This window comes from Caulobacter sp. FG121 (assembly GCF_057809815.1).
On record NZ_JBMDKR010000005.1, the window covers coordinates 185,922 to 209,137 of the forward strand.

Annotated in this window: 21 protein-coding genes; 7 read left to right on the top strand and 14 right to left on the bottom strand. The window is 67.9% G+C overall.

All coding sequences use genetic code 11. From position 1 onward, the window contains the following. The first annotated feature begins 14 nt into the window (after window positions 1-14). The gene (locus ACODSL_RS14200) at window positions 15-1,052 is read left to right on the top strand and encodes a substrate-binding domain-containing protein (RefSeq protein ID WP_488901349.1); all 1,038 of its coding nucleotides are present in this window, start codon (window positions 15-17) and stop codon (window positions 1,050-1,052) included. Window positions 1,053-1,289: 237 nt separating this feature from the next. Here ACODSL_RS14200 and ACODSL_RS14205 read toward each other — a convergent pair whose 3' ends face one another. Further along, entirely contained in the window at window positions 1,290-2,384 is a 1,095-nt protein-coding gene (locus tag ACODSL_RS14205) for a glycosyltransferase family 4 protein (RefSeq protein ID WP_488901350.1), read from the bottom strand. Continuing rightward, a complete protein-coding gene (locus tag ACODSL_RS14210; protein ID WP_488901351.1) occupies window positions 2,384-3,196 on the bottom strand; it encodes a UDP-2,3-diacylglucosamine diphosphatase in 813 nt (270 codons plus the stop codon). Before ACODSL_RS14210 ends, ACODSL_RS14205 begins: the two co-directional genes overlap by 1 nt. A gap of 115 nt (window positions 3,197-3,311) precedes the next feature. Here ACODSL_RS14210 and ACODSL_RS14215 point away from each other — a divergent pair, with 115 nt between their 5' ends. The 3 genes from ACODSL_RS14215 to ACODSL_RS14225 all read left to right on the top strand — a co-directional run bounded on the left by ACODSL_RS14215 (window position 3,312) and on the right by ACODSL_RS14225 (window position 5,561). Continuing rightward, a complete protein-coding gene (locus tag ACODSL_RS14215; protein ID WP_488901352.1) occupies window positions 3,312-3,944 on the top strand; it encodes a TetR/AcrR family transcriptional regulator in 633 nt (210 codons plus the stop codon). A 64-nt stretch (window positions 3,945-4,008) separates the two neighbouring features. After that, window positions 4,009-4,248 carry a DUF6356 family protein gene (locus tag ACODSL_RS14220; RefSeq protein WP_488901353.1) on the top strand — a complete coding sequence of 80 codons (240 nt, stop codon included), beginning with the start codon at window positions 4,009-4,011 and terminating at the stop codon, window positions 4,246-4,248. Between the two features lie 248 nt (window positions 4,249-4,496). Further along, window positions 4,497-5,561: a sensor histidine kinase gene (locus ACODSL_RS14225; RefSeq protein WP_488901354.1), complete on the top strand. Its 1,065-nt coding sequence runs from the start codon at window positions 4,497-4,499 to the stop codon at window positions 5,559-5,561. A 22-nt stretch (window positions 5,562-5,583) separates the two neighbouring features. Here the strand turns inward: ACODSL_RS14225 and ACODSL_RS14230 are convergent, their stop codons facing one another. Beyond that, the gene (locus ACODSL_RS14230; RefSeq protein ID WP_488901355.1) at window positions 5,584-7,347 is read right to left on the bottom strand and encodes a DUF885 domain-containing protein; all 1,764 of its coding nucleotides are present in this window, start codon (window positions 7,345-7,347) and stop codon (window positions 5,584-5,586) included. A 119-nt stretch (window positions 7,348-7,466) separates the two neighbouring features. Between ACODSL_RS14230 and ACODSL_RS14235 the strand changes: the two genes are divergently transcribed. After that, window positions 7,467-8,879: an amino acid permease gene (locus ACODSL_RS14235; protein WP_488901356.1), complete on the top strand. Its 1,413-nt coding sequence runs from the start codon at window positions 7,467-7,469 to the stop codon at window positions 8,877-8,879. On the opposite strand, the gene ACODSL_RS14240 is transcribed toward ACODSL_RS14235, so the two are convergent. From ACODSL_RS14240 to ACODSL_RS14265, 6 genes are all read right to left on the bottom strand, one after another. Then, a complete protein-coding gene (locus tag ACODSL_RS14240; RefSeq protein WP_488901357.1) occupies window positions 8,818-9,156 on the bottom strand; it encodes a hypothetical protein in 339 nt (112 codons plus the stop codon). The two genes, ACODSL_RS14235 and ACODSL_RS14240, sit on opposite strands and share 62 nt — an antisense overlap. 81 nt (window positions 9,157-9,237) lie before the next feature. Next, window positions 9,238-10,014, bottom strand: a complete 777-nt coding sequence (gene hutG, locus ACODSL_RS14245; protein WP_488901358.1) for an N-formylglutamate deformylase — start codon at window positions 10,012-10,014, stop codon at window positions 9,238-9,240. Beyond that, window positions 10,011-11,519, bottom strand: coding sequence for a histidine ammonia-lyase (gene hutH, locus ACODSL_RS14250; RefSeq protein WP_488901359.1), 1,509 nt, complete (start codon window positions 11,517-11,519; stop codon window positions 10,011-10,013). Before hutH ends, hutG begins: the two co-directional genes overlap by 4 nt. After that, window positions 11,516-13,186, bottom strand: coding sequence for a urocanate hydratase (gene hutU, locus ACODSL_RS14255; RefSeq protein ID WP_488901360.1), 1,671 nt, complete (start codon window positions 13,184-13,186; stop codon window positions 11,516-11,518). Before hutU ends, hutH begins: the two co-directional genes overlap by 4 nt. Beyond that, window positions 13,183-13,902, bottom strand: a complete 720-nt coding sequence (hutC, locus tag ACODSL_RS14260) for a histidine utilization transcriptional repressor HutC (protein WP_488901361.1) — start codon at window positions 13,900-13,902, stop codon at window positions 13,183-13,185. Before hutC ends, hutU begins: the two co-directional genes overlap by 4 nt. Next, entirely contained in the window at window positions 13,899-15,227 is a 1,329-nt protein-coding gene (locus ACODSL_RS14265) for a formimidoylglutamate deiminase (protein WP_488901362.1), read from the bottom strand. Before ACODSL_RS14265 ends, hutC begins: the two co-directional genes overlap by 4 nt. 66 nt (window positions 15,228-15,293) lie before the next feature. Between ACODSL_RS14265 and hutI the strand changes: the two genes are divergently transcribed. Both hutI and ACODSL_RS14275 read left to right on the top strand, forming a co-directional pair. Then, window positions 15,294-16,502: an imidazolonepropionase gene (gene hutI, locus ACODSL_RS14270; RefSeq protein ID WP_488901363.1), complete on the top strand. Its 1,209-nt coding sequence runs from the start codon at window positions 15,294-15,296 to the stop codon at window positions 16,500-16,502. Window positions 16,503-16,613: 111 nt separating this feature from the next. Next, on the top strand, window positions 16,614-17,093 hold the full coding sequence (locus ACODSL_RS14275) for a hypothetical protein (RefSeq protein ID WP_488901364.1): 480 nt from the start codon (window positions 16,614-16,616) through the stop codon (window positions 17,091-17,093). Between the two features lie 174 nt (window positions 17,094-17,267). Here the strand turns inward: ACODSL_RS14275 and ACODSL_RS14280 are convergent, their stop codons facing one another. From ACODSL_RS14280 to ACODSL_RS14300, 5 genes are all read right to left on the bottom strand, one after another. After that, window positions 17,268-18,212 carry a type II secretion system F family protein gene (locus ACODSL_RS14280; protein WP_488901365.1) on the bottom strand — a complete coding sequence of 315 codons (945 nt, stop codon included), beginning with the start codon at window positions 18,210-18,212 and terminating at the stop codon, window positions 17,268-17,270. A gap of 5 nt (window positions 18,213-18,217) precedes the next feature. Further along, complete coding sequence (locus ACODSL_RS14285) at window positions 18,218-19,180, bottom strand: type II secretion system F family protein (RefSeq protein ID WP_488901366.1); 963 nt, start codon at window positions 19,178-19,180, stop codon at window positions 18,218-18,220. 130 nt (window positions 19,181-19,310) lie between these two features. Further along, a complete protein-coding gene (locus ACODSL_RS14290; protein WP_488901367.1) occupies window positions 19,311-20,696 on the bottom strand; it encodes a TadA family conjugal transfer-associated ATPase in 1,386 nt (461 codons plus the stop codon). Further along, complete coding sequence (locus ACODSL_RS14295; protein WP_488901368.1) at window positions 20,696-21,856, bottom strand: hypothetical protein; 1,161 nt, start codon at window positions 21,854-21,856, stop codon at window positions 20,696-20,698. Before ACODSL_RS14295 ends, ACODSL_RS14290 begins: the two co-directional genes overlap by 1 nt. Before the next feature lie 9 nt (window positions 21,857-21,865). Next, window positions 21,866-23,212, bottom strand: a complete 1,347-nt coding sequence (locus ACODSL_RS14300; RefSeq protein ID WP_488901369.1) for a type II and III secretion system protein family protein — start codon at window positions 23,210-23,212, stop codon at window positions 21,866-21,868. Between the last annotated feature and the right edge of the window lie 4 nt (window positions 23,213-23,216).

The window sequence follows — 23,216 nt, forward strand, 5'->3', positions numbered from 1 at the left end:
TCAGAGATCATCCCATGAAGAAAATTCTCGGAACGGTCGCCGCGGCCGCGGTCATGACCATCGCCTCCCAGGCCCACGCGGCCCGGGACTACGTCTGGGCCGCCGGTTCCTCGACCGTCTTCCCGTTCAGCACCCGCGTCGCGGAGAACTACGCCCGCAAGACCGGCTCCAAGGCGCCCAAGATTGAATCCCTGGGCACCGGCGGCGGCTTCAAGGCGTTTTGCGGCGGCACCGGTGAAGGCTTCCCCGACATCGCCAACGCTTCGCGTCCGATGAAGAAGTCGGAATTCGACGCCTGCGCCGCCAAGGGCGTGAAGGACATCATCGCCCTGAAGATCGGCTTCGACGGCATCGTCATCGCCACCGACAAGGACGGCGCGGACTACAACTTCAAGCTTGAGTACCTGTACCTCGGCCTGTCGGCCAAGGTGTTGCGCTACGGCAAGTTCGTTCCCAACCCCTACACCGCCTGGGACGACGTCGGCACCGGCCTGCCGGGCAACCGCATCGTGGTCTACGGTCCGCCGCCCACGTCCGGCACCCGTGACGCGTTCGTCGAGCTCGGCATCGAGGCCGGCGCGCGCAAGTTCCCGATCCTCGACGAGATGCGCTCGAACAACGAAAAGGGCTTCAAGGCGCTGGTCGACCCGCTGCGCGCGGATGGCTGGATCGACGCTGGTGAAAACGACAACGCCATCGTCCAGACCCTGACCCGCACCCCGGGCTCGCTGGGCATCTTCGGCTACTCGTTCCTCGAAGAGAACGCCGACAAGGTGAAGGGCGCTTCGGTCAACGGCATCTTCCCGAACGCCACGACCATCGCCAACGGCAGCTACCCGCTGTCGCGCTCGCTGTTCATCTACATCAAGAAGTCCAACATCGGCGTGACGCCGGGTCTGCGCGAGTTCGTGGAGGAGTTTCTCTCTGACGCCGCTTCGGGTCGTGGCGGCTATCTCCAGGGCCGTGGCCTGATCCCGCTGCCGCCCGCCGCCCACGAAGCCGGCAAGGCGACCTTCAAGGCCGGAACGCCCATGGCGCGCCCGACCTCCTAAGGACCAACTTCGGTCCAGAGAATTGCGCCGCGGCTCGAAAGGGCCGCGGCGTTTTTCGTTGAATGAATGACCTCTCCGCGGAGCGGGGAGGGGGACCATGCGGAGCATGGTGGAGGGGCGGCGCTGGGCTCCCCGGAAAGACCGGAATTCAGGATGGGGCTGTTCGTATCCGCGCTGCCCCCTCCACCAGCCTCCGGCTGGTCCCCCTCCCCTCTTCGAGGGGAGGATCCGTAATCTCTAAGCCGCCTTGGGACCGCGCCGCAGCCGCGCCAGCCGTCGCAGACGCCGCCAGAAGCGCGTCTTTTCGGGCTCGGGATAGGGATCCAGATTGCGCACGAACTGCTCGGCGCAGGACCGCCAGCTGAACTTTTCGGCGAAGGCGCGCACGGCGGTCCTGTCGAGGTCGAGACAGGCGATGGCGGCTTCGGCCAGACCGTCGGTGCGTCCCGGCGCCAGCACGCCGGCGTTGGAGCCCGGGATAAGGTCCGCCGGTCCCGGAGCATTGAACCCCGCCACCGGAAGCCCTGCGGCCATGGCTTCCAGAATCACCAGCCCGAAGGTGTCGGTCAGCGACGGAAAGACAAACACATCGGCGCAGCCGAAATAGGCCGCCAGCTCATCGCCATACTTCGCGCCGACGAACTTCACGTCCGGATAGCTCTCTTCAAGCTCGGCCCGCTGCGGTCCGTCGCCAACGACGACCTTGGTTCCCGGCAGGTCGAGGCTGGCGAAGGCTTCGATGTTCTTCTCGACGGCCACGCGGCCGACGTTGAGGAAGATCGGCCGCTTCAGCCCGGCGTACACGTCAGGCTCATCGTCCCGCCGCGGATGAAAGATGTCCGTGTCCACGCCGCGGGACCAGGACGAGATGTTGCGGAAGCCGTGACGTTCCAGCTCGTCCCGCATGGTGTCGGTCGCCACCATCATCCGGCCGGACGGCTTGTGGAACCACTTCATGTAGGCGTAGCCGGCCGCCAGCGGCACGGGCAGGCGGGCCGAGACGTACTCGGGAAACCGCGTGTGGTAGCTGGTTGTGAACGGCAGCTTCCATTCCAGGCAGACGCGCCGGGCGGCCAGACCCACGGGGCCTTCGGTGGCGATGTGGATCGCCTCGGGCTCGAACGACTTGAACCGCTCCTGGATCGGCTCATAGGCGCCGACGGCCAGCTTGATCTCGGAATAGGTCGGCAGGGGCACGGTGTTGAACTGGTCGGGGCTGATGACCTCGACCTCGTGACCCATGGCGCGCATTTCGGCGACGGTACGCGTCAGCGTACGGACAACGCCGTTGACCTGGGGCTCCCAGGCATCAGTGGCGACGAGGATACGCATCAGGCGGCGGCGGGCTCCGGCAGGGCGACAGGGTCGCTGCGGGTGATACTGGACCAGGAACGCCGCTTCGCCCACTCCACGATTTCGAGCCGGCCGTCGTGATGCTCGACCAGGGCGGTGCAGCTTTCGACCCAGTCCCCGTCATTGACGTACAGGATGCCGCCGAGATCGCGCATTTCCGCCTTGTGGATGTGGCCGCAAATGACGCCATCCACACCGCGCCGACGCGCTTCGTCGGTCACGGCTTCCTCGAAATTCTCGATGAACTGCAGGGCGTTCTTCACCTTGACCTTCAGATAGGCCGAAAAGCTCCAGTACCCCAAACCCATCCGGTGGCGCACGCGCGCCACCAAAGTGTTCAGCAGCAGGAGCGTTCTATAGGACCAATCGCCGAGGAAGGCGAGCCAGCGCGCATGCTGCACGATGCCGTCGAATTCGTCGCCGTGAACGACCAGGAATCGCCGGCCGTCGGCGGTCTCATGGATCGCGTCTCGCACGACGACCACGCCGCCAAAGTGCACGCCGCAGAAGTCGCGGGCGACCTCATCGTGGTTCCCCGGCACGTAGGTCACCTTCACGCCCTTTCGGGCCATGCGCAGCACCTTCTGCACCACATCGTTGTGGCTCTGCGGCCAGTGCCAGCCGCTCTTCAGCTTCCAGCCGTCGATGATGTCCCCGACGAGATAGAGTTGCTCGCACTCCAGATGCCGGATGAAGTCGAGCAGCATCTCGGCCTGGCATCCGCGCGTGCCGAGGTGCACGTCGCTGATGAACACCGCCCGGCAGCTGAAAACCTGGTCGTCGTCGGTCATCCCTGCTCCTGAAACAGGCGGTGATTGCGACGCTGCTAGGCTGATTGCATGTCAGTCTCGTGAAGTGGGGGATCAGTCCGTTGCGACGCAACATTCCAGCGCCTAGATGGGCGGCATGTCCGAGGCGTCTCCAGTTCAGCGTGATACTCCAAAGTCCCGTCGCACCCGGGCGCGGATCCTTGATGAGGCGGTGCGGGTTATCGCCGAGCAGGGCTACGCCGCGACGACCAACGCGGCGGTGGCCGAAGCCGCCGGCATCACGCGCGGCGCGATGCTCTACCATTTTCCCACCCGCGAGATCCTCCTCGAGGCGGCGATCGACCACATTCAGGGTCAACGCGCGGCGCTGTTTCGCGACGCCGCCGACAGCCTGCCGCCCGGGGCCGACGTCACCGAACATGCGATCGAGACCTACTGGGACCTGCTCCACCGCACGCCGTTCGTCGCCTTCGCCGAGCTTGAGGCCGCCTCGCGCACCGACCCGCTGGTCCGTGAGCTGCTGGCGCCGTCGCTGGCGGACTTCGACCGCGCCCAGATCGGCGACCATTTTCTCAAGATGCTGCACGCCGGCGCCGGTCCGCGCTTCCAGGCCAGCCGGGACCTTGCCCGCTTCATGCTGGAAGGCATGGCGCGCGCACAGGTCACCTACGACAAGGAAGACCGGGTCGAGCGTCTGCTGACGGTGATCAAGCGGGCCACCCACATGCTCAACCGCAAGGGCGGTGTGACGGACCTCTGGCCGGAGTAGCCGGTTGACCCTGCGGCACGGCTCAGGCCATCACTGAGCCACACCGCATCGCCCGGAGCCGGTCATGAATCCCTTCACCGATCACCCCCATTCCGTCGGCGAGAGCTACGGCAAGCATCTGGGCGTGGCGACGAGCTTCGGGTTCGCGATGATTCTCGGCGGTCTGGCCTCGGTGATCCACGGCCTCTGCCCCTGGCTGTTTCCGACCACGGGAAGCCGTACGATCAAGAAACTCTACAACCGTCTTACCGGTCGCGGTCCCGCCGAAGCCGGCTACGGCGACTGGGAAGGGGCGGGAGTCTGAAGTGGCGTTATTTTCGTCTGGATCGTCAGAGCATAGATCGCTCGATGTATTCGCCGGCGAAATCGTAGACGTTCATGAATCTTGGGCGCGACAATTTGTCTCGCCAATATGAGGCGTTTAATCGCGGCGAATATTTCTCGCATTCTCGCCGTTAATCCTTTGTTAACCATGGTAAATCAAAGGTTTACCGGGGACTTCGAAATCGCCTGAACATTGAAAGTCCCAGCGCCGCTGCCGGACAAACGGTCATGCTTTTCGTTCCACAAAGCCCCGAGAAGTACCGGGCTCTTGCTTTCGCTGTCATGGATAGCGCGCCTGAACCGGTGGTCGTTCTGGATGACCGGCTCTGCCTGATCACGGCCAGCCAGACCTTCTTCGACCTGTTCGGCTTTGATCGCGCGCTGTCCGAAGGGCGGCCGATCTACGCGCTGGGCGATGGTCAGCTGGACCGGCCCGAGATTCGCCTGTTCCTGTCGATGATTGGCGGGAACCGCGCCGTCGCCGCGGACGGCATACAGGTCGAGCAGACCTTCGCGTCAGGCAGCCGGCACGTGCTGGCGCTCTCCGCGCGGATGTTGCCGCGCAGCGACGACGGGCGGCCGACTCTGGTCGTCACGTTCACGGACATCACGGTCCAGCGCGAACTGGATCAGGACAAGACTTACCTGCTGATGCAGACGGGCCGTCGCCTCAAGGACAAGGACATCCTGCTCCGGGAAGTTCAGCACCGCCTCGGCAACAACATGCAGATGCTCGCCGCTCTGCTCCGGATCCAGAGCCGGAACGTGGAGTCCGAGGAAGTCCGGTACCACCTGCGCGACGCCTATCTGCGCGTGCTGTCCGTAGGCCAGGTGCAGGCCCATCTTTGCGACGCAGCGCGTCTCGATGTCGTCGAGGTCAGCAGCTACCTGTCGGATATCGCCGGCGGACTCAGGGATTCGATGGTCAGCGACCGTCAGCCCATCCAGATCACGGCGAGAGCCGCCAGCGGTCCGCTCGCCTCGACCCGGGCCGTCAGAATCGGCCTGGCCGTCACCGAGTTGGTGATCAACTCCATCAAGTTCGCCTTCCCGGTTCACAAGGCCGACGCGCAGATCTGCGTCGACTACGAGACTCGCGGCGAGACCTGGAAGCTGCTGGTGTCCGACAACGGCGTGGGCAACGGCGCCGGCGAGGCCGCCCGGACCCGTGGGACCCTGGCCCGGACCATCGTCAATGACCTGGTGAAACAGCTCGACGCGCGCATGACCGTTTCCAGCGGCCCGGAGGGCTTCGCGGTGTCGATAATGTCGCCGAACTACGCGGCGCTGTAGGGGCGTTCCGGGCGGCGGCGGATCAGCCGCCCTTCGCCTTCACCGCCGCGATCCACTGGTCGACGCGGATTTCCAGCAGGTCCATCGGCAGCGGGCCTGCCAGCAGCACGGCGTCGTGGAACCGGCGGATGTCGAACTTCGGGCCCAGCGCCGTCTCGGCGCGTTTGCGCAGAGCCTTGATCTTCAACTCGCCGACCTTGTAGCCCAGCGCCTGGCCCGGCCAGCCGACGTAGCGGGCCAGCTCGTTCTCGATGTTCAGCGACGACAGCGCCGTGTTGTCGGTGAAGCATTTGCGGGCCTCCTCGAGGCTCCAGCCCAGCCAGTGGATGCCGGTGTCCGACACCAGCCGGCAGGCCCGCCACATCTCCATCGAGAGCCGGCCGAAGTCTTCGTAGGGCGTGCGGTAGATGCCCATCTCGGTCCCCAGGCTCTCGGAATAGAGGGCCCAGCCCTCGACGAAGGCGGTCATGTCCGCGTCGCGGCGGAAGGCCGGCACACCCTGAAGCTCCTGGGCCAGGGCGATCTGCAGATGGTGCCCGGGCACCGCCTCGTGCAGCGCCAGGGCCGGCAGCTCATACAGGCCACGCTGGTCGAGCGCGTAGGTGTTGACCATGAAGCCGCCGGCGATGCCCTGGCTGGCGCTGCCGGGGAAATAGCGGGCGCTGGTGTAGGTCTTCTCGATCTCTGACGGCACCGGCCGCACGCCGTAGGTCAGGCGCGGCAGCGTCCAGAAGAACCGGGGCAGCTGGTCGTCGATGCGCTTGGCCAGGGTGCTGGCCTTCTCCAGCAGCTCCTCCCGGCTCGTGGCGTAGAACTGCGGATCGCTGCGCAGGAAGGCAAGGAACTCGGCATGCGTGCCCTTGAAGCCGGACGCCGCGCGCACGGCGTCCATCTCGGCGCGGATGCGGGCGACCTCGCTCAGGCCCAGCTGGTGGATCTGGTCCGGCGTCAGGTCCGTGGTCGTGAAACGCCGGGCGAGGAAGGCGTAGTAGTCCCGGCCGCCGGGCAGACCCCCGACGCCGAGCGCGGCCTTCGACTTCGGCAGATATTCCGACGCCATGAAGGTCGCGAAGCGCTGCTGGGCCGGGCGGATCTTAGTGGCGATCACGGCGATGGCGCGGGCCCTGAGCGCGGCCTGCGTCGCGGCGGGAATCGTCGCCGGCATGACCTTCAGAGGCGCCAGCAGCGGGTCGGCCTCCGGGGCCACGGTCAGCACGGCGCGTGCCTGTCCCAGCACGATGTCGCTGATCATGCGTGGCTGAACCCAGCCGGTCTTCACCCCGCGCCGGGCGTTGGCGATGTTGTCGTCGTAGTATTTCGGCAGCGCTTCCAGCCGGGCGATCCAGGCCTCCGCATCGTCGACCGAATTGACCGGTGTCGAGCCCGCCAGATAGCCGGCGGTCTGGTTGAAGCCGTCGTCGCCGGTGAAGGCGAACCGCGCTGTGTCGAAGGCGATGAAGCCGAGATTGTCGCGAATCAGGCGGTCAAGGAACGCGCGGTTCAGTTGCGAGTCGACGGAAAGGCCCGCCGCGGGAATGGCCTTCAGCCGCGCTTCGAAGCCCTCGAGGGCTTTCTTGCGCGCCGCGTCGGCGGCCGGCGTGACGTCCGGCAAAAGGCGCAGTGCGGCGCGGTCGCCATTCTGGCCCGCGCTGATCGGGTTCTGGGCGACGTTCCAGGCTTCGTAGTCGTTGACCAGACCGGTCAAGGCGGCCTCGTCGGCGGGACCCGCCCAGGCGGCGGCCGGCAGGAAGAGCAGCAGGGCGGCGAGCACTAGGCGTTTCAACATGACGAGGTCCTCTGGAACGGCCGCCAAGCTGGCGCCGCCCGCGTCCGCCCGCAACCCGGGGCTTGGCGAACCGGCCCGGAGCGGGTCATGGTCCCCCTTCAAATTGGGGGGAGGGGCCGATGAGCTTCCTGACGCGACGCATCGCCATCGACCGTGAGATCGGTCATGTCGAAGGCCACACGGGCCTGAAGGCCACGCTGGGCTGGCAGCATCTGGTGGCGCTCGGTGTCGGGGCCATTGTCGGCACCGGCATCTACACCCTGACCGGTGAGGCCGCAGGTCTCGCGGGACCGGGCGCGATGCTCAGCTTCCTGATCGCCGGCGCGGTCTGCGCCGCCGCCGCCCTCTGCTACGCCGAGATGGCCACCCTGATGCCCCGTGCGGGCAGCGCCTACACCTACAGCTACGCGGTGATGGGCGAGACGGTGGCCTGGATCGTCGGCTGGAGCCTGATCCTCGAATATACCGTTGTCTGCGCCGCCGTGTCGGTCGGCTGGGCGGGCTATGCCGGCGCCCTGATCCTCAGCTGGTGGCCGGATGCGCCCCAGGCCCTGCTCAAGGGCCCCGAGGCGGGCGGAATCGTCAACCTGCCGGCGGTGGTCATCGCCCTGCTGGTCGCCGGGCTGCTGGCCCTGGGCACACGCGAGAGCGCCCGGGTCAACTTCGTGCTGGTCATCGTAAAGCTGATCGCCCTGGCCGGTTTCATCATCCTCGCCCTGCCGGCGTTCAACGCCGCCCACTTCACGCCTTTCATGCCGCAGGGCTTCTGGGCCCATGAGGTCGATGGCGTGAAGATGGGAGTCATGGGCGCCGCCTCGATCATCTTCTTCGCCTTCTACGGCTTCGACGCCATCTCGACGGCCTCGGAGGAGACGAAGAACCCGGCCCGCGACCTGACCATCGGGATCGTTGGCTCGATGCTGCTCTGTACGCTGATCTACATGGGCGTCGCCGCGGCGGCGATCGGCGCCATGGCCCCGGCCGAGTTCGCCAAGAGCCCCGAGCCGCTGTCCTTCATCATCCGCAGTCTCGGCCACCCGCAGGCGGCCAGCCTGATCGCGCTCGCGGCGGTGATCGCCATGCCGACCGTGATCATGGTGTTCATGTACGGCCAGACGCGGGTGTTCTTCGCCATGGCCCGGGACGGCCTGCTGCCCAAGGGGTTGTCAAAGGTGCACAGCCGCCTCGGCACGCCCGTGGCGGTGACGTTGTTCACCGGGTTCATCGCCGCGGTGCTCGGCGGGGCCCTGCCGCTCAGCCGGATTGTCTCGGTGGCCAACGCCGGAACTCTCGCGGCGTTCATCGCCACGGCCCTGTCGATGATGATCCTGCGGATGCAGCAGCCGGCGCGACCGCGTCGCTTCAAGACACCACTCTGGTGGCTGGTCGGACCGTTCGCCGTGCTGGGTTGCGCCTATCTGTTCGCGGGTCTGAGCACCTTCACCATGATCGTGTTCGTGATCTGGAACGTCATCGGCCTTGCGGCCTACCTGGTCTGGTTCCGGACGACGAGTGATCTGGCGAAAGCCTGACGGGGATGGCGATGGGTTTGCCGGCTATGCGAACGGCGATCGCCGTGACCAGTCCGCAGGTCGCCCCGATCGCCGCAGCCATGATCATGCCTCCGACGAGTTGCGCCAGCGCGTCCTGCCCTCCCGTCGACGCCCTGACGAACGCCGCGGGCGCCAGCAGCCCGAGGTCCCGGCTCATCCAGTAGGCCAGATAGGCCAGTTCGCTCATGGCCACGCCGATGCCGACGCGGCGCAGAAGGTCGATATTGAGCGGAGAGACTTTGACCGAGAACTTCATCACTGAACCTGGAGCCTGATCTTCGCCCCAAGGTAGCGTGCGCCTCAGCTGATCGCTTTGATGAGGGTCAATCGCGAACGATCAGCCCAGTGCGCCTTGCGCGGCCTTGATGGCCCCTCGCAGAACCGGCCGCAGTTCCGCGGCGCGCACCTCGTCAACGCGGTTGTCGGGGCCCAGATGGGTCGACTTGGCCAGCTCCATCTGGATGGCGTGGACGCCCGTCTCCGGTGTTCCATACGTGCGGGTGATGTATCCGCCCTTGAAGCGTCCATTGAGAACCGCCGAATAGGGACTGTCCTTGCAGACCGCGAAGGCTGCGGCGCTGACGGCTGCGGCGCAGGCCGCGCCGGCGGCGGTGCCCATGTTCAGGTCGGGCAAGGTCCCTTCAAAGAGCCGCGGGACGACGGCGCTGATCGAATGGGCGTCCCAGAGAATGGCGTGGCCATGGCGGTCGAGCGCCGTTGCGACCGCCATGGCCAGGGCCTGATGATAGGGGCGCCAGTAACACTCGCGCCGGTCGGCGATCTCGGCCTCGTCCGGCGCGCTGTCGCGGTAGATCGCTTCCCCCAGGAACGTCTCTTCGGGGACCAGTCCCGCGCCCCATTGCCCAGGATAGAGCGGTGTATTGTCCGGCGGGCGGTTGACGTCGATGACGAGGCGCGACCAGCGCGCGGTGATCGTTGTGGCGTCCAGTTCAGCGGCGAAGTCGTAGAGCGCCGGCTGTTCGAAGTCGGTGTCGTCCAGCTGCAGCGCCGCCGCCGTCATCCGCGCCGCGATGGCGTCGGGAATATCGGTCCCGACATGCGGGAAGCTGATGATCAGCGGCGACGCGCCTAGGGAGACGAAGACGTCGGTCATGCGGGGATCCCGTCGAACGCGCCCTCGAGGACCAGCGTCGTCACGGCGGCGATGTCGGGGGCGAAGTATCGGTCGCGATCATAGGCGGCGGCCACCGAGCGGATGGCGCCGAATGCCTTTTCCAGCGACGGCGAGGACTGCAAGGGCCGGCGAAACTCGATCCCCTGGGCGGCGGCCAGCAGTTCGATGGCGACGATGGCGGCGCTGTTCTCCGCCATGGCCGTCAGTCGCCGGGCCGCATAGGTGGCCATCGAGACATGGTCCTCCTGGTTGGCGCTGGTCGGCAGGCTGTCGGTGCTTGAAGGGTGGCTGAGGCTCTTGTTCTCCGAGGCCAGTGCGGCGGCGGTGACCTGGGCGATCATAAAGCCGGAATTGACACCCGGGTCGCGAACCAGAAAGGCCGGCAGACTGCTCATGTTCGGATCCACCAACAGGGCGGTTCTCCGCTCACTGAGCGCCCCGATTTCGGCAATCGCCAAGGCTAGCGTGTCGGCGGCGAAGGCCACGGGCTCGGCGTGGAAATTGCCGCCGGACAGGGCCTCTCCGGTGTCGGCGAACACCAGCGGATTGTCAGTCACGGCGCCCGCCTCGATCAGAAGCGTGCGTTGCGCGTTGTCGAGCAGGTCGAGCACGGCGCCCATGACCTGCGGCTGACACCGCAGGCTGTAGGGGTCCTGCACCCGATCACAGTCCGCATGGCTGGCCCGGATCCGGCTTCCGGCCAGCAGGCCGCGCAGAAGGCGGGCCACCTCGATCTGGCCAGGCTGTCCGCGCGCGGCGTGGATGCGCGCATCGAACGGAACATCGCTGCCGGCGAGGGCGTCGACGCTGAGGGCGCCGGCGACCAGCGCCGCGCTGAACGTCCGACGCGCCAGCACCAGCCCCTTCAGCGCCAGAGCCGTCGACACCTGGGTGCCGTTGATCAGGGCGAGCCCCTCCTTGGCCCGCAGGAGGATGGGCTCCAGCCCGGCGGCCTTCAGACCCGCCACCGCCGGAACGATCTTCCCGCCGAGCTTCAGGTCGCCAACCCCGATCAGGGTCGAGGCCAAATGTGCGAGTGGCGCCAGGTCGCCGGAGGCGCCGACCGAGCCCTTTTCCGGGATCACCGGCAGGATGTCGCGCTCAAGCAGCCGGATGAGCATGGCGATGAGCTCTGGCCTCACGCCCGAAAATCCGCGCGACAGGCCCGCGATCTTCAGCAGCAGGATCACCCGCACGACATCGTCGGGCAGAGGCGCGCCGACGCCGCAGCAGTGGGACAGGATAAGATTGCGCTGGAGCTCGGTAAGATGGTCGGGGGCGATGGTCTTCTTCGCCAGCAGGCCAAAGCCGGTGTTCACGCCATAGACCGTGCGACCATCGGCGAGAATCGCGTCGATGGCGGCGGCGGAAGCCGCGACAGCCGTCCGGGCGTCATCGGTCAGACCGACGGTCACGGGCCCGGCAAGGGCGGACTCGACGACGGCAAGTCCGACGTCGGCGTGACCGAGCATGATGGCGCTCATCGTGCGGCCTCCAGCGATGGCAGGTCGAGGCCCTGCTCCCGGGCGCAGTCTATGGCGATGTCATAGCCGGCGTCGGCGTGGCGCATCACGCCCGTGCCCGGATCATTCCACAGGACACGCTCCAGCCGTTTCGCCGCTTCCGGTGTGCCGTCGGCGACAATGACCACTCCGGCATGCTGGCTGTAGCCCATGCCGACCCCGCCGCCGTGGTGCAGGGAGACCCAGGTTGCGCCGCCGGCGGTGTTGAGCAGCGCGTTGAGCAGCGGCCAGTCGCTGACCGCATCCGAGCCGTCCATCATGCTCTCGGTCTCGCGGTTGGGGCTGGCCACCGACCCGCTGTCGAGGTGATCGCGGCCGATGACGATCGGCGCTTTCAACTCGCCGCTGGCGACCATTTCGTTGAACATCAGACCGGCCCGGTGGCGTTCGCCGAGCCCGATCCAGCAGATCCGCGCCGGCAGGCCCTGGAAGGCGATCCGCTCCTTCGCCATGTCCAGCCAGCGATGCAGATGCACATTGTCCGGGAACAGACGCTTCATCGCCGCGTCGGTTTTGTAGATGTCCTCGGGGTCCCCAGACAGGGCCGCCCAGCGGAACGGGCCGATGCCCCGGCAGAACAGCGGGCGGATGTAGGCCGGCACGAAGCCGGGGAAGTCGAAGGCGTTCTCCAGTCCCTCGTCCTTCGCCACCTGGCGAATGTTGTTGCCGTAGTCGAGCGTCGGCACGCCCATGGCGTGGAAGTCGAGCATGGCCTGGACATGGGGCACGATGGACTCCCGGGCCGCCCGGTCGACACCGGCCGGATCGCTCAGCCGCGCCTGCTCCCAGCGTTCCACCGACCATCCGCGGGGCAGATAGCCGTTGATGGTGTCGTGGGCGCTGGTCTGGTCGGTGACCACGTCGGGGCGCACGCCGCGCCGGACCAGTTCGGGGAACACGTCGGCGGCGTTGCCCAGCAGGCCGACAGAGATCGCGCGGCCCTCCTTCGTCGCCCGCTCGATGCGCGCCAGGGCGTCATCGAGGTCCTCGGTCGCCTCGTCGAGATAGCGGGTTTCGAGTCGCCGCTGGATGCAGCGGGCCTGGCATTCGACGGCCAGCATCGAGGCGCCGGCCATGGTCGCCGCCAGCGGCTGGGCGCCGCCCATGCCGCCGAGGCCGCCGGTCAGAATCCATTTGCCGGTCAGGTCGCCGCCGAAATGCTGCCGGCCGACCTCGACGAAGGTCTCGTAGGTGCCCTGAACGATGCCCTGGCTGCCGATGTAGATCCACGAACCGGCCGTCATCTGGCCGTACATCATCAGCCCCTTGCGATCGAGCTCGTGGAAATGCTCCCAGGTCGCCCATTTGGGCACCAGATTGGAGTTGGCGATCAGCACCCGCGGCGCATCGGCATGGGTGCGGAACACCCCGACCGGCTTGCCCGACTGGACCAGCAGGGTCTCGTCGTCGTTCAACCGGCGAAGGGTCGCGACGATGGCGTCGAAACTGGCCCAGTCGCGGGCGGCCTTGCCGATGCCGCCGTAGACGACCAGGTCCTCCGGCCGTTCGGCCACGTCCGGGTCGAGGTTGTTTATCAGCATGCGGAGCGCTGCCTCGGTCAGCCACGACTTGCAGGACATTTCAGTCCCGCGAGGCGCGCGGACGATGCGGCTGTTGCTGGTGGTCATGGGCGGTCTCCGAAGCGTCCGGCCAGCTGGAAGGCGTGGCCGGGGTGGATCAGGCGGGCGGCGGAGGCGACCTGCCCCCGACTCCAGGTGCGGCGGGCGACGGTCAGCACCGGCGCGTCGGCCGGTATGCGCAGCAAACCGGCGGTGCGGGCGTCGGCGGCTTCAGCCCGGACGATCTGTTCGCCGGCGGCGATCGGCGCCGTGGCCAGCAGATGGGCGGCGGGCGTGCCGGTCGTGAAGTCCTGCGCAAGGTAGTCGGGCGCGATGGCCGGGGTGACCCAGCGCTGTTCCAGCTGGATCGGCGTCTCGCCCTCCCAGTGGATGATCTCGGAGCGGAACAACGGCGCGCCGACGGTGACGCCGAAGCGCAGGGCCAGGTCCGCGTCGGCGGTTACGGCCTCCAGCGCCACGACCTCGGCCCGCCAGACATGGCCGCGCGAGGCGACCTCGGCGGCGATGTCGCGGATCTCCAGAGGATGGCTTTCGGCCAACGGCTCGCCGGCGACGAAGGCCCCGACCCCGGCGCGGCGGACGATCAGCCCCTCGCGGGTCAGCTCGTCCAGCGCCCGGCGGACGGTCATGCGGGCGACGCCCAGCTCCCGGACCAGGTCGTGCTCAGAGGCGATGCGGTCGCCGACCCGCCAGCGGCCGGTGCGGATGGCGCCCAGCACATGGCGTTTGACCGTCTGGTAGCGGGCGGCGCGGGCGGCGGTCACGCGGCGAGCTCTGCGACGGCCTTGCGATAGGCAGCCGCGATGGCGTCGCGGTGGACATGCCGCCCGCCCTCGACGATGCGTTTGCCGCCGGACCAGACCTGGTCGATGGCGCCGGCCCCGGCGAACACCAGGCTGTCGAGGATCAGGTCGCCGTTCCGGCCGGTCAGCGTCGGATGGTCGGTATCCAGCACAACGAGGTCACAGCGGGCGCCGATGGCGATCGCGCCGGTCTTGCGGCCGGTGGGCCGGGACCCTGCCCGGGCCGCCGAGAGCCAGAGGCCCGCGCCGACATGCTCGCCGGTCCCGCCGCTCATTGTCCGTTTGCGCGCCTGCAGTCGCCGGCCGTACTCGAACCAGCGAAGCTCCTCGGCGGCGTTGGTCGTCACATGGCTGTCCGAGCCGATGCCGAACGCGCCGCCCGCGCCGAGAAAGGCGTCGGCGTTGAAGAAGCCGTCGCCGAGGTTTCCCTCCGTCGACGGACAGAGGGCCACAGTTGCGCCACTGCGGGCGAGGCCTGCGGCTTCGGCGTCTGTCATGTGGGTGGCGTGCACCAGGGTCCAGCGGTCATTGACCGGCGTGTTGGCCAGCAGCCATTCCACTGGCCTCGCGCCGGACCAGGCCACGCAATCGTCGACCTCGCCGGTTTGCTCGGCTGCGTGAATGTGGATCGGCATGGACGTATCGACGGCGGCCAGCACCTCGCGGATCTGCTCGGGCGTTACGGCGCGCAGGCTGTGGAAGGCCATGGCGTCGGCTCCGCTGGCCTCCAGCAGGCGCAGGAACTGGTCCGTGGACTTGATGAACCGCCGCTGGCCGTGTTTCGGCGCAAGGCCGCCGAAGCTCGAATGGCTGTAGAGGACTGGCGCCAGCGTCAGGCCGAAGCCGGCGGTGGCGGCCGCGCGGCGATGGGCGTGGGCGGTCTCGGCGGGGTCGGCGTAGGCCCGCCCGTCCGGGTCATTGTGCAGATAGTGAAACTCGACGACGCCAGCATAGCCGCCCTCGGCCAGCTCGGCGTAGAGCATGGCGGCGATGGCCTCCGTCTGGTCGGGCGTCAGCCGGTCGAGAAAGCGGTACATCGCCTCGCGCCAGGCCCAGAAGTCCTCGACGCCGGCGCGGGCCCGCTCGGCCAGACCGGCCATGGCCCGCTGAAAGGCGTGGCTGTGCAGGTTGGTGACGGCCGGGACGACCGCGCCTTTCAGTCGCTCGTCGATCGGCTCCGCGCCGCTCGTCAGCCCTGTGATCACCCCGTTTTCGACAGTGATCCGCACGTCGCGCGTCCAGCCGTCAGGCAACCGGGCCAGGTCGAGATGGAAGGTGTTGGTCAAGTTGTCTAATCCTGTCTAGACAGGTGCAGACTATCCACGAACAGTGACGGGTGGCAAGACAGGCCGATGGAGCGCATCGATCTCCTCCTCACCGGATGCCGCGCGGCGACCATGACGGTCGACGGCTCGCCTTATGGCGCGCTGGAGGACGCCGTCATCGCGGTGCGTGATGGCCATATCGTCTGGCTGGGTCCGCGAGCCGATGCGCCGGATTTCCAGGCCGTCAGCACGGTGAAACTCGACGGCCGCTGGGTCACGCCCGGCCTGATCGACTGCCACACCCATCTGGTCTTCGGCGGGGACCGTATCGGCGAGTACGAGGCCCGGCTCGGCGGGGCGACCTACGAGGAGATCGCCAACGCGGGAGGCGGCATCCGGTCGTCCGTGGCGGCCACACGGGCGGCGACCGAGGCCGGGTTGATCCGGGCGGCACGCAAGAGGCTTGGAGCCTTCATGGCCGAAGGCGTGACCACGATCGAGATCAAGTCCGGCTACGGCCTGGACCAGGAGACCGAGCTGAAGATGCTCCGCGCCGCCCGCTACCTCGATGGCGATGTGCGCGTGATGACCAGCTTCCTCGGCCTGCACGCGGTTCCAAAGGACCAGGACCGTGACGCCTATGTCGCCATGATCATCGACGAAGCCCTGCCGGCCGCCCACGCGGCCGGACTGGTCGATATCGTCGATGCCTATCTGGAAGGCATCGCCTTCACGACGGCCGAGGTCTCGCGCCTGTTCGACAAGGCCGCGTCGCTCGGCCTGCCCGTCCGTCTGCATGCGGACCAGCTGTCCGACGGCGGCGGCGCGTCCTTGGCGGCCTTCTATGGCGCCCTCTCGGCTGACCATCTGGAGTTCACGTCGCAGGCTGGGGTCGAGGCGCTCGCCCGGGCGGGCACGGTCGCCGTCCTGCTGCCCGGCGCCTTCGTGGCCCTGGCCGAGACCCGGAAGCCGCCGGTCGCCGCCCTGCGCGCCGAGGGCGTTGCGATGGCCGTGGCCAGCGACTGCAACCCCGGCACCTCGCCGATGCTCTCCCTGCGGGCGGCGATGAACCTCGCCTGCAGCCAGTTTCGTCTGACCCCGGAGGAAGCCCTGGCCGGGACAACGCGGGTCGCGGCCCGGGCGCTGGGCCTGGGCGACGAGACCGGCACGCTGGAGGCCGGAAAGCTGGCCGACCTCGCGGTCTGGGACATCGAGCGCCCGGCCGAGCTCAGCTACTGGCTGGGCGGCGGCCTGTTGCACCGTTCCTGGCGCGCGGGCGTGCCCGTGGTGGCCTGACCGCGCGTCCCAGATTGATCGGTGTCATGGCGCGGTGGCCCGTCCGGGCCCATCGGACAGTGGGGCGAGTCATGTCATCGCGGCGATCAGCCGCCGTCCAGGAGTTCTTCCTTGTCCGACAAGTCCCCCGAACAGATCGCCCACAGCGCCCGCGCCGTGCGGCTGCGCTTCATCCGCCAGCTGCACTTCTGGGTCGCGGTGTTCGTCGCGCCCAGCCTGCTGCTGTTCGCGATGACCGGCATGTTGCAACTGTTCGGGCTGCATGAAGCCGAAGGCGGATACAAGCCGCTGCCCGTGATCGAGAAGCTGGGCCAGGTGCACATTCACCAGAAATTCGCCCTGCGGCCCGTCCGGGCCCGCCCGCCGCAGGCCGCCGCGAAGCCGGTCATCGTAAAGCCTGAAGCCGAGGAAGAGGGTGCGCCACTCGGCGAGACCCTGGTCAAATGGGCCTTCCTGGTCATGGCCGCGGGCATGGCCCTGTCCAGCATCCTCGGCATCTGGATGGCGATGAGCAACACGCGTCAGCGGCCGGTCGCGCTGGCCCTGCTGGCTGCGGGGACGGTCCTGCCGATTCTGGTGCTGGCGCTCTAGCGACGGGACGTCACGCCCTTCCCGTCATCGTCGGACTTGTTCCGACGACCCATGAACACTCTGCCGGATGGCGTTCAGCGGATGGCGCCGCGTCCTTCCGTTCATCGCAATGTGCATGGGTTCTCGCGACAAGCGCGAGGATGACGGACGAAGGGGAGCGATCGCAGGAGATCGTCAGTTCGCCATCAGCGTCTGGCTGATGCGATAGGCCGCCGGCAGGATCAGCACCCCCATCAGACAGGGGAAGATGAACAGGATCAGCGGCACCATCAGCTTGGCGGGCAGGCTCATGGCCTTCTCCTCCGCGCGCAGCATGCGTTTGGCGCGCATGTCCTCGGAGAAGACGGTCAGGGTGTCGCCCAGGCTTGTGCCCATCTCTTCGGACTGACGCAGCATGGTCGCCAGGGCGCGCGCATCATCGATGCCGAGCCGTTCAGCGAAGCTTGACCAGGCATCGCGGCGTGACCGGCCGGCCCGCAGTTCCAGCGTCAGGAACCGCAGGTGTTCGCCCAGGTGCACGTAGCGGCGGCTCAGTTCCTCGCCGACGCGGGTCACGGCTGCGTCCAGCGACAGGCCGGCTTCGACCGAGGCGACCAGAAGGTCGAGCAGGTCGGGAAAGCCATCCATGTACTCCAGCTCAAGCTTGCGCCGCCGCGCCTTGATCACCTGCTCGGGACCCAGAATGGCGGCGACGGCGAACGTCCCGGCCAGGAGAATCGCGCCCATGCCGCCCCCGCCCGTGATGGCCCAGGGCACGGTGAAGACGGTCGCCACGGTCGCCAGCAGCAGGGCGACGGCCTTGGCGCCGAGATAGACGGCCACGGATTCCCGGCTGAACCAGCCGGCCTGGATCAGCTTGGCGCGGATGGTCGAGATTTGCGCGGGATCCTGAATGGCCATCCGGTCGCCCAGGCGCTTCACGCCACTGACAACGCCCGCAAGAGCGGCGGCGCCGCCTCCTGCGCCGCCGACAACAACCGTGTCGCCCGAGAGCCGGGCCCGCCTTCGGGCGCCGACCCGCGCCTCGCGCAGCCCGATCACGGCCGCGCCGCCGACGCCCAGGCTGATCAGCGCCACGGCGAATCCTGTGAGCAGGGTCTGGAGCAGGATCGGGTCCATGGGCTTCAGATCCTCATGTCGATCATCTTGCGCATGACCATGTTGCCGATGAACATCCAGCAGCCGAGGGCGCCCAGGCCCATCTGGATGGTCCGCTCATGGATCACGTCGCCATAGAAGTGCGGGCTGGCCACCTGCAGGATGGCGAACACCGCGAACGGCGCCGACGTCAGGATGATCGCCGAAGCGCGGCCCTCGCCCGACGCCGCCTTGATCTTCAGCCGCATCTTGTGCCGCTCACGGACGGCCTTGGCGTTCATCTTCAGCAGCCCCGTCAGGTTCCCGCCTGACCGTTCCTGCAGACGGATGGTCGCAGCGAACAGATCGACGTCCGGATGACGACAACGGTCCGCGACGCGGCCGACGGCCTGTTCCAGCGTGGCGCCATAGGCGATCTCGTCGCCGGCCATGCCGAACTCACTGCCGAGCGGGTCGGGCATCTCACGGCCGACCAGAGCCACGGCCGTCGGCACCGGGTGTCCGGCTTCCAGACTGCGGACGATGATCTCCAGAGCGTTGGGCAGCTGCAGGCCCACGGCCTTGGCCCGTGCGCCGGCCTTGAACTTGAGCCACAGCAACGGCAGGCCCAGCGCGACCACGGGCGCGGCGGCAAGGCCGAGCAGCGGGTTCCTCGTCCACAGGAACACCAGCAGGTAGGCTCCCAAACCCAGACCCGCGGCGGTCAAGGCCCAAGCGCGCGGCTGGTAGCTGACGCCGGACCTGATCACCAGGTCGGAGAACCAGCGCACGAGAATGCGGCTGTTTCCGTGTTCGTCGAGCCCGCGCTGCTTGCGCAGTTCGACGACCAGATCGGCGAGGTTCGTCACTGACTGGGCTACGGCCAGCCGTTTGTTGACCTTGCGCTTGGTCCCCGCGACCCGCGCCAGCCCCCAGACGGCTTGCGCCGCCGTGAACACGGCTGCCCCGATCAGGATCATGAACACGACGCGGGGATCGACCTCGGGCATCAGAACGCGCTCCCGGCATGGTGCGTGGTTCGACACGCCGGCTTCGCCGGCTGCTCACCATGACGTACGCAAAGGCACGTCATCCTGAGCAGCAGCCGCAGGCTGCGTGTCGAAGGACGCACACTCCCCATCACAGCACCCGCGCCGGATCGAAGTTGGCGGTGTCGAAATGAATGCCCTTGCGGATCATCTCGTCGAGACATTTGGGGCGAAGGCCGGTGGCGCGGAACTCGCCGATGACCGTGCCGTCGGGCTCCGTCCGCAGACGGTTGAAGACAAAGATGTCCTGCATCTGCACGACATTGCCTTCCATGCCCGTGATCTCGGTGACGCTCATCACCTTCCGCTTGCCGTCCGACAGACGCATGACCTGAACGACCATGCCGACGGCGGCGGCGATCTGCCCACGGACGGCTTCGGCGCTCAGGGTCATGCCGCCCATGGCGACCATCTGCTCCAGGCGGGTGATCGCCTCCCGGGCGGAGTTCGAGTGAATTGTGGCCATAGAGCCTTCGTGGCCGGTGTTCATGGCCTGGAGCATGTCGAAGGCTTCCTCGCCTCGCACTTCCCCCAGGATGACCCGGTCGGGTCGCATGCGCAGGGCGTTCTTGACCAGCTCCCGCTGACGGATCTCGCCCTTGCCCTCGATGTTCGGCGGCCGCGTCTCCATGCGCACGACATGCGGCTGCTGCAGCTGCAGTTCGGCCGCGTCCTCGATGGTGATCAGACGTTCCTTCTCGCTGATGGCCGCTGAACAGGCGTTGAGAAGGGTGGTCTTGCCCGAGCCGGTGCCGCCGCTGATGACCGTCGAGACGCGCGACTTGACCGCCCCGGCGAGGAACTCGGCGACACAGGCCGGCATGGCGCCGACGGCGACCAGCCGCTCGAAGCTCAGTGGTTTCTTGGAGAACTTCCGGATCGAGACGCAGGCCCCGTCGATGGCGATCGGGGCGATGGCGGCGTTGACCCGGCTGCCGTCGGCCAGGCGGGCGTCGACCATCGGGCTCGACTCGTCGATGCGTCGGCCGACGGCGGCGACGATCCGATTGACGATGCGCAGCAGGTGATCGTTGTCGCGGAAGCGGATCGGCGTCAGCTCCAGCTCGCCCCGCCGCTCGACGTAAACCTGGAACGGCCCGTTGATCAGGATGTCGTTGATCGACTCGTCCTTGAGCAGAGGCTCGATGGGGCCGAGGCCGACCATCTCGTCGAACACCTCCTCGCCCATCTGGTCGAGTTCGGCGGTGTTGAGGGCCAGGCGGCTGTCGCGAGCGAAGTCGCCGACCAGGCGGCGCACCTGACGGCGCATCTCGCCCTCGTCCAGCTCGCCCAGCTTGGAGAGGTCGATCTCCTCGATCAGTCGGGCGTGGAGGCGCAGGCGCATGTCGAGCTGTTCGTCCGACACATGCGGCGCGGCCGGGGCAGGCGCCGGGGTCTCGACGATCAGGACCGGAATTTCGGCCGGCGCGGCGGACGGCTCGGCGCGCACGGCCCGGCGCAGGGAGAACCGGCTCATCAGGCGACCCTCGCCTGGTCGCCGCGCATGGCGGGCGAGGCCATCAGCCGGTCGACCAGGTCGCCGACGTCCTTGACGATGCGCGACTTGGGCCGGTGTTGGGCGATGGGGCCGCCCAGATTGGCCGAGGCGGCGGCGGCCTCCCAGTCGGAGGTGATCCCGCCGACGGCGCGCCGTTGCAGCGCCTTCTCCGCTTCGACCATCGAAGGGGCGGGGCCAAACACGCGCTTGGCCAGACGGTTGAGCACGATGCGCGGCGGCGGGCCGTCGGGCAGTTCCGCCTCGATCTCGCCTGCCAGCGATCGCGCCGCCAGCAGGGCGGGCACGGTCAGCTCGGAGACGACCAGCAGTTCGTCCGAGCCTGACAGGACGTCGAGCGTCCAGGTGCGTCGATGGCGAGGCGCATCAACGACCACGGCGTCATAGACCTGGCAGGCGACATCGAGGATGCGCAGGACGGCCTCCGCGGAAGTGGTGTCGAACGCATGGCAGTCGCGGGCCGCCGCCAGCAGATCGATGCCGCCCGGCGCCTGCGAAACGAAGGCGTCGAGCAGCGACGGGTCGATCCGCTCGGGCGCCTGCGACGCGCGACTGAGCAGCATGTTGGCCGGCGCGGCGAGATAGGCCGCCGCCGCGCCATCAGCGAGGTTCAGGTCGATCAGGCACACGCGTCGAGGGCCAGGCAGGCGTTCGGCCAGGGCGCAGGCGATCTCGATGGCGACCGTCGTCGCACCGGCGCCGCCGACCGCGCCCATCACGGTCCAGCAGCGCGACGGCGCGCTCTGGACCGGTGCGACCCGGGCCGAAAGCAAGGGCGAGGCCGCATGGACCAGATCGTCGGCGGTGAACGGCGACTCAAGCACGTCCGAGTGAGGCAGTCTCAGCAGGGCCCTCACGAGGGCGATGGGCAGATTGCCGCCCACCAGCAGGGTCGGCGGCGGCGCGGGCACCCGACCCAGGGTGGCGATCGCCGAGGCGAGGGCCTCCGCGGTCGCCTCATCGGCGTTGATCAGCACCAGATCGGGCGGGGCGTTCTGCAGAGCGCGCCCGTTCAGCGTCTCGGCGACGACGGTCTCGATGACCGCGCCCCCCAGCGCCCGGGCGGCCAGATCGACCAGCGCGGCTCCAATGATCAGTACACGTCGTCCGGCGAAACTCATCACATCACCTCAGGAGCCGGTCGACGCGGAGTCAGGGTAGGACGGGCCGGCAGGCGCCATGGCGCGATCCAGGCTCAGGCCGTTGAGGATCAGGTCGATGGCGCTCGGCTCGATCGATCCCTTGAAGGGATCGGGCGCCAGGGCCCGGCTCTCCGAGGCGGTGACAAGCCGCGGCGTGACCAGGATCAGCAGCTCCGTCTCCTGCTTCTTCCAGCGCGAGGAGCGGAACAGCGAGCCAAGGACAGGCACATCGCCGGCCCAGGGGATCTGTCGCGCGGTGTTGGCGTAGTCCTGCTGGAACAGGCCGGCGATGGCGAAGGTCTCGCCGTCCTTCAGTTCAATGGTCGTGGCGGCGCGACGCACGAGGATGCTGGGCACCTCGACGTTGGAGAGACGCAGGCTCTGCCGATAGTCGAGCTGACTGACCTCCGGCGCGACCTTCAGATTGATCAGCCCGCCGTCCTGGACCACCGGCGTGAACTTCAGGTTCACCCCGAACGGCTTGAACTCGATGGTGATGTCGCCCTGGCCGGTCGGGACCGGATAAGGGAACTCGCCGCCGGCGAGGAAGGTGGCCTCCTGGCCGGAGATGGCGGCCAGGTTCGGTCGGGCCAGGGTGCGGATCACGCCCCGCTCTTCCAGCGCCCGAAGCGTCGCCTCGATGGTGGTGGGGCCGATATTGGTCGACAGGGTCAGCGTGCCTTGCGGCGCATTGAGCCCGATCAGGCCGGTTCCCGAACCGAACACGATGCCCGAGCTGTTCTGGATATCGAGGTTGATGCCGAAGTCCTTCAGGGAGCTGCGGCTGGCCTCGATGATCCGCACCTCAAGCATCACCTGCTGCGCGGCCTCGACGGTCAGGTCCGAGGTGACGCCGCCCGGAGCGTAGCGCTCGGCGATGGCTTTGGCCCGGGCGGCGACCGAGCTCGTCGAGACGCGGCCTGACAGCAACACGCCTCCGGCCATGGGGATGACCCGGATGGGCTCGCCGGGAAGCGCGTTGCGCAGATCCGCCTGCAGCGACTCGACGTCCTGCGCCACGCGCACGTCGATCACCTCGATCAGGCGGTGGGCCGGGTCGTAGATCAGGATGTTCGTCGTCCCGAGCGTCTTGCCCCGGACGTAGACGCTGCGGTCGGTGTTGGCGACGATCTCGGCGATGTCGGGCTGGGCCACGACGATTTCGCCGGCGTTGGTCATCAACCGGAATGCGGTCGACTTGTCCTTGGACAAGGTGATGACGCGACTGGGAGCCAGTTCGCCGACGAGCGAGCTGGCGACGACGGCCTGGGCCCAGGCCGGGCCGACAGGCGCGCAGGCGAGAGCCGCCGCGCAGACGATGGCGATACGACGCATGAGG